Genomic DNA, 6,040 nt, shown 5'->3' with positions numbered 1-6,040 from the left:
CCGAATCCACGGTCAAGACACACGTCAGCCGCGCCCTCGCGAAGATCGGCGCCCGCGACCGCGTCCAGGCCGTCATCATCGCCTACGACGTCGGCCTGGTGGGCCCGCGCGGCTGAAGTTCTCGTGCGAAAGCTGTCACGCCCACCTCAAGGCCGGCCGCGGCACCGCTAGCGAAACTCCCATAAGTCGAGTTATCATAAGTTGATTTATGGGAATCGAAGCGCGGGAGGCCCGTCCATGCCGCTGCCCAGGCCGGCCGAAATGTTCGACCGAACCCACGAGTGGTCCGCCCTGAGCGCCTTCGCCACAGATGAACGCCAGGGGGCCGCTCTCGGCGTCGTCTCAGGTCGGCGACGGCAAGGCAAGACCTTCCTGCTTCGGGCGCTGTGCCGGGCAACCGGCGGCTTCTATTTCGCAGCGGACGAGGCGACAGACGGGGAGTCGCTGCGCCAGGTCGGCACACTGCTCGCGGAGTATCTGCGCTCGCCTGCTCCCTTGGCGTTCGACGACTGGCGCGCGGTCTTCGATGCGATTCTGGCGCTGGGGCGCGAACGGGCCGTCTCGGTCGTGATCGACGAGTTTCCCTACCTTGCCCGGGCGAACCCGCGCTTGCCGTCGATCGTCCAGAACGCGCTCGCGCCGCTGCGCAGCGAGCGGGATTCCAGCCGCACGCGGCTTCTGCTCTGCGGCTCGGCGATGTCATTCATGGGCAGCTTGCTCAGCGGCGACGCGCCTCTGCGCGGGCGCGCCGGCCTCGAACTGGTCGTGCCGACACTGGACCACCAACGTGCCGCCGAATTCTGGGACATCAGCGACCCGACCACCGCGCTGAAGGTGAACGCCGTCGTCGGTGGCACACCGGCCTACCGCCGGGAATACGCGAGGGACGACACCCCGAAGAACCCAGCGGATTTCGACGCATGGATCCTGCGCACCGTCCTGTCCCCCACCAGCCCGCTGTTCCGTGAGGCACGGTATCTGCTGGCTGATGAACCCGAACTTCACGACACCAACCTCTACCACTCCGTGCTAGCGGCCATCGCCGTCGGAAACGCCAATCGCGGCGGTATCGCCTCGTATCTCGGTCGCAAGTCCGGGGACCTGGCTCATCCGCTAAACGTCCTGGAGGACTGCGGGCTCATCACCAAGGAACCCGACGCCTTCAAGGACAATCGGACAGAATTCCGGATCAACGAACCGCTCGTCGCCTTCTATCACGCCGTCATGCGTCCGATCTGGTCAGATCTGGAACACACCCGCGACGCGACAAGGCTGTGGCAGCGCAGCCAGCAACGATTCGTCGGCAACGTCCTCGGCCCACACTTCGAGCACGTCTGCCGTCACTGGACGCGTCATCTCGCTCCGAATGGATTGTTCGACGGCTACCCCCATCGTGTGGAACACGGCACGGTGAACGATCCGGCGAACCGGACCAGGTACGAGGTCGACGTCGTCGCCTTCGGTCTGGACGACGACAATCGACAGCCGCTGCTCGCGATCGGAGAGGTGAAGTGGGGCGAAGTCATGGGCTTGACCCATCTCGAGCGTCTGCGACGTATCCGTGCCCTGCTCACGGCGCAAGGCAGGCTCGGCGCCGAGTCCGCCAAGCTCGCCTGCTACGCCGGGGCGGGGTTCACTGACGACCTTCGCAAGGCGGCGACTGAGAACCCGGAGGTCCTGCTCATCAGTCCGGAAGACCTTTACCGGCGGGTTGAGGGCTCCGAGTGAAGAACCGGCGTGCCTTCTCGCGGAGCGCGGTCCGCTGGTCGGCCGCAGGGCGAAGGTAAGCTCGCGGGGTGATCAGAATCATCGCGGGCAGGTACGGCCGGCGGGTCATCCGGACGCCGGCGGGCGCCTCGACCCGTCCGACGAGCGACCGGGTCCGCGAGTCGCTGTTCGGCTCGCTGGAGTCGCTGGTGGAGCTTTCGGGCGCGGCGTTTTTGGACCTGTACGCGGGGTCGGGGGCGATCGGGTTCGAGGCGCTTTCGCGGGGCGCGGCGCAGGTGACTTTCGTGGAGCGGGACGGCGATGCGGTGAAGGTGATTCGCGAGAATGCCAGGGTACTGGGGGCGGAGGCTGCGTGCCGGGTGGAGGCCGTGGGCGTGGAGAAGTTCCTTGGGCGGCCGGCGGCGGGGGCCATGGATGTGGTGTTCCTGGATCCGCCTTATGCACAGTCGGTCGACTCGGATCTGCGTTTGTTGACGGCCAACGGATGGCTCGGTCCCGAGAGCGTTGTCGTGGTCGAACGGGACACTCGGTCCGCGTCACCGGAGTGGCCTGGCGGCTTGGAGCTGGTGGCGCAGAAGGCGTACGGAGAGACAGGGCTCTGGTATGCGCGGGCGGTTGACGTCGCGTGAACCCGGCGGTTGACACAGAGCGGGAGGTCGCGGACCGAGTCCATCTGGAGAGCCTGCCGGGCGTGGTCGAGCGCTTGCTGCAGCAGTGCCATGATCTGGGCGCGCCCCTGCTGACCGGGATCCATCGCGTCGAGGACTCGGTCGTTGCGGATCTGCGCGGACCACTGGGGCCGGTGGCGGAGCTTCGGATGTACTCGGCGCTGTCGGTGGTGCTGGGCGCGTATGAGGAGAACCGGGGGGACGAATACGAGGGCGCGCTTCGCCTTTTGGCGGATTCACGGCGTAGTGGGGTGCTCAGCGCTGTCGCGATGGATGCGGCTGAGGCGTCGACGGTCGAGCAGGTGGGCTTCCGGATTGATCCGCTGGTGGACAGATGGAAGTTGCGAGATCTGCTTGAGGAGCGGTTGGGATGGGTCAACGCTCCACACGCGTGGCAGGTCAACATCACACGACGGGGCGATCTGCTGCTGGCACAGGTGGGACCGCTCTACCACTCAGCCCGGTTCGCACCGATGGAACGGATCCCCGCCTCGACGAACCCGTTGATCGCGGCGCTGATGGTGCAGTTCGCGAAGCCGGAGCCCGGGCAACTCGTGTACGACCCCTTCTGCGGGGCCGGGACGCTGCTGGTCGAGGCGGCGGCGCTGGGCCGGGATCTGCGCCTGGTGGGCGGCGACATCTCGGCGCGGGCGCTGGCGGCCGCCGCGGCGAATCAGAAGACGCTGTTTCCGGACGGCGCTCTGGTGCGGGCCGACGCGACCGCGATGCCGTTGCGGACGGAATGCGTGGATCGCGTGGTGTCCAACATCCCGTTCGGCAAGCGGGTGGGGTCGCACGGCGCGAACATCGAGCTCTATCCGGGGTTCCTGAGCGAGCTGGGCCGGGTGCTGCGGATGGACGGACGCGCGGTCGTGCTGACCGATGACAAGAATCTGTTTCGCGCGTCGGTGGAGCGCACGCGCGGGCTTCGGCTGTTGCGTGAGGTGAAGCTCGCGACGGGAGGGCTGCATCCGAGCGCGTTCATCTTGGACCGCACGCGCGCGGCGAAGCGAGCAGCGGGAAGACAACAACGAAGGTAACGAGGGCGGGGCCGCCGATGCGCAGGGCTCAGACGCCGGCCATGCTCGCAACAGGTCGGGCCAGGGTGGCGGACGGAAGGCGGCCGCACCGGTACGCGATATGGCCGCCCGCCGCGCACTGGTGCTCGGTGAAGGGCTCGTTGGCCGCGCCGGGCCAGGCGAGGAGGTGGTTGTGCACGGAGCCCTGGCAGAACGCTGCGAAGGCGGCCGCGGCGTCCGTTCCGCCTGGGGTCCGGCGCAGCGCGTGGAAGGCGAGGACCGGGTCCAGGACGAGCCACCGCCCTTGCTCGCGCACCTCGGCCCACGCGTGCTCAACGCCGACCAGGCCCAGCAGATAGCCCTTGCGCGTGCGGACTTCGAGCCCTGCTTCCAGTGCCCACCGCCGCATGAGCCACGCCGCCACGCCGCTGTCCAGCATTCCGTGCGCTGCGGCGGCTTCGGGGTCGAGGCGCAGCGTGTCCGGCAGCCAGCTGTACTGGTAACGGCCGGTGGTCAGACCGGTCAGAAGCTCGTCGTGGATGCGGCGGACGAGGTCGGTGCGCGGTTGCTCCTGGCGGCCCCGGGTCAGCACGACGGCGATCGCGTCGTTCGGGTTTCTCTCCGACCTCTGATATTCCACGAGCCGTCCGCCGAGCAGTTCGGGCGCGGGCGGCGCGGGTATCGCTCCCCCGCAGTCCGGCGCGGTGCACGGCGCGCCCAGACGCACTCGCCAGGAGCGCTGCGCCGACCAGTCCTCGGGCGTGCCCGTCGCCATCGTCGCGCATCGCTGCTCGTACTGTTCCGCGAGAGAGCGGCCGAGACCTGCCGCGAGCCCCAGGTTCATCACGTCGTAGTAGTCGAAGCGCAGCCCCTCGGGCGTCTCGTCGGCCGGGAATCCCGCACGTACGAGTTCTTCGACAAGGCCGCTGTCGCAACCGAGCCCGCGCGCGGCCTGAGCCAGGTCGAGCGTCGGATGGAAATAGGCCGCGGGTACCGCCCGCAGCCGCTGAACCGCGACGAGCCACTGCCACACTCCGGCAGCCCCGCCCTCCTGCCCCGACACCCTCATGGTTTACCCCCTGTGCGATGTCGGCCCCCGCGCCGACGGCTCCGTTGCCATCGGTCACAGCAGGCTCCGCGTACATCATGCGTCACCGATGATGGACAGTTGCTAAAGCTACGGTGTATTCGAGGCGGTGGCTCAGGAAGCTGCGAACCACACGGTACTGACTGCCCCGGCAATGAGGCAGTAGATCGCGAAAGGCGTCAGCGTGCGCGTGGTGAAGTACCTCGTCAGGAACCTGATCGAGAGGTAGGCGGCCACCCCGGCGGTGAGGAATCCGGCGATCACTTGGCCGTGGATGTGTGCGCCGGCCGGGCCGGTGAGGCTGGGAATCTTGTACACGCCGGCCGCCAAGATCACCGGGGTGGCCAGCATGAAGGAGAAGCGGGCCGCGTCCTCGTGGTCGAGTCCGCGCAGCAGCCCGGCCGCCATCGTGATCCCGGAGCGGCTGATCCCGGCCAGCAGAGCGAGGGTCTGGAAGAGCCCGATGATCGCGGCCTCGCGGTAGCCCAGGGTGTCCAGCTGACGGGATCCCGCGGCCGGCGCGCGGCTCGGAGCCTTGACCGCGCCTGGCGCCGGCGCCTCGTCCGGTCCCGGCACCGGGCGGCGGCGCAGCCGCTCCGCGCCGAACAGGATCAGGCCGTTGATTGTGAGGAAGATCGAGGCGGCCAGCGGTTTCGCGAACAGGGTACGGAAGACGTGCTCGAGCAGCAGACCGCTGATGCCGACCGGGACGGTGGCGACGACCAGCAGCCAGGCGAGCCGTTCGGTCGAGGTCTCAATCCGGCGGGTACGCAGGGTTCTGACGAGCCCCGCGATCACGCGGGCCCAGTCACGCCAGTAGAAGCTGAGCAGGGCCAGCGCGGTGGCCACGTGCAGCGCCACGATGAACGCCAGGTACGGCGAGTCCTCGGATTCCTTGCTGGCGCTCTCGGTGACCAGATGCTCCCACGAGCCCCCGATCCAGGCGGGCACCAGAACGGAGTGGCCGAGGCTGGAGACGGGGAAGAGCTCGGTCACCCCTTGCAGGAGACCGATGATGACGGCCTGCAGATAGGTCAGCCCGGTCACAGAAGGCCCCCTTGCCCGGTGCTCGTGACGCGCCGGCTCCCTGGAATAGCCGCGCTCGGCGGCACACCCGGTTCGCGGCGCCCCGGCCACCCGACCGGGACATCGCGAACCTACTCCCGGACGGCCGCTCGCGGCATCGGCTTGTCTGTTATTCACCCGTTGCTTGTGAGCGGTTCACGCCCGGCGGCGCACGCCGGGAGCGCGGGCGCTGTGGCGGTCGCGCGGTCCTGACACACCGCGCCGCTTAGTTTCTCGGCCTTTCGGCGTTCAGGCGATGGACACGGTGCGGCCGAACAGGGTTCTTGCGCTGGGCGCCGCGCGAACCTACTTTCCGGTAACGAACGCCCCCCTATTCGGCGGCAGCTGCGCCGCACGACCCACAGGAGCGAATTCGTGACGTCAGAACACACCGAGGAACCACGGGACCGGGCGGCGGGGACCGGCGACGACGGCGAGCACAACGTCTCGCGCCGCGGACTGATCGCCGGGGC

At 68.5% G+C, this 6,040-nt stretch carries 6 protein-coding genes; 4 read left to right on the top strand and 2 right to left on the bottom strand.

The genetic code is table 11. The annotated features are described in order from the left end of the window. The 4 genes from VGZ32_RS26470 to VGZ32_RS26455 form a co-directional block, all read left to right on the top strand. The coding region (locus tag VGZ32_RS26470) for a LuxR C-terminal-related transcriptional regulator (RefSeq protein WP_326888932.1) at positions 1 to 116 on the top strand (116 nt) is incomplete at its 5' end. 127 nt (positions 117 to 243) lie between these two features. Next, on the top strand, positions 244 to 1,728 hold the full coding sequence (locus VGZ32_RS26465) for an ATP-binding protein (protein WP_349263761.1): 1,485 nt from the start codon (positions 244 to 246) through the stop codon (positions 1,726 to 1,728). A gap of 68 nt (positions 1,729 to 1,796) precedes the next feature. Then, positions 1,797 to 2,357 (top strand): 16S rRNA (guanine(966)-N(2))-methyltransferase RsmD, encoded by a 561-nt coding sequence (gene rsmD, locus VGZ32_RS26460; RefSeq protein ID WP_326888930.1) that lies wholly within the window; start codon positions 1,797 to 1,799, stop codon positions 2,355 to 2,357. Positions 2,358 to 2,545: 188 nt separating this feature from the next. Then, on the top strand, positions 2,546 to 3,436 hold the full coding sequence (locus tag VGZ32_RS26455) for a TRM11 family SAM-dependent methyltransferase (RefSeq protein ID WP_326888929.1): 891 nt from the start codon (positions 2,546 to 2,548) through the stop codon (positions 3,434 to 3,436). Between the two features lie 28 nt (positions 3,437 to 3,464). Here the strand turns inward: VGZ32_RS26455 and VGZ32_RS26450 are convergent, their stop codons facing one another. Together VGZ32_RS26450 and VGZ32_RS26445 are read right to left on the bottom strand one after the other, a co-directional pair. After that, a complete protein-coding gene (locus VGZ32_RS26450; protein WP_326888928.1) occupies positions 3,465 to 4,484 on the bottom strand; it encodes a hypothetical protein in 1,020 nt (339 codons plus the stop codon). 132 nt (positions 4,485 to 4,616) lie between these two features. Continuing rightward, positions 4,617 to 5,549, bottom strand: coding sequence for an undecaprenyl-diphosphate phosphatase (locus tag VGZ32_RS26445; protein WP_326888927.1), 933 nt, complete (start codon positions 5,547 to 5,549; stop codon positions 4,617 to 4,619). Positions 5,550 to 6,040: the final 491 nt, after the last annotated feature.

It is taken from the genome of Actinocrinis sp. (genome assembly GCF_035938995.1).
In the GTDB taxonomy this organism is placed as follows: domain Bacteria; phylum Actinomycetota; class Actinomycetes; order Streptomycetales; family Catenulisporaceae; genus DASZGI01.
The sequence above is the reverse complement of the archived record's forward strand: the minus strand, read 5'-3'. Positions and strand labels throughout refer to the sequence as shown.

Coding starts and splice junctions, on each gene's coding strand:
- VGZ32_RS26455 (WP_326888929.1), top strand. CDS start 2,546: ATGTACTCGGCGCTGTCGGTGGTGCTGGGCGCGTATGAGGAGAACCGG.
- VGZ32_RS26450 (WP_326888928.1), bottom strand. CDS start 4,484: ATGAGGGTGTCGGGGCAGGAGGGCGGGGCTGCCGGAGTGTGGCAGTGG.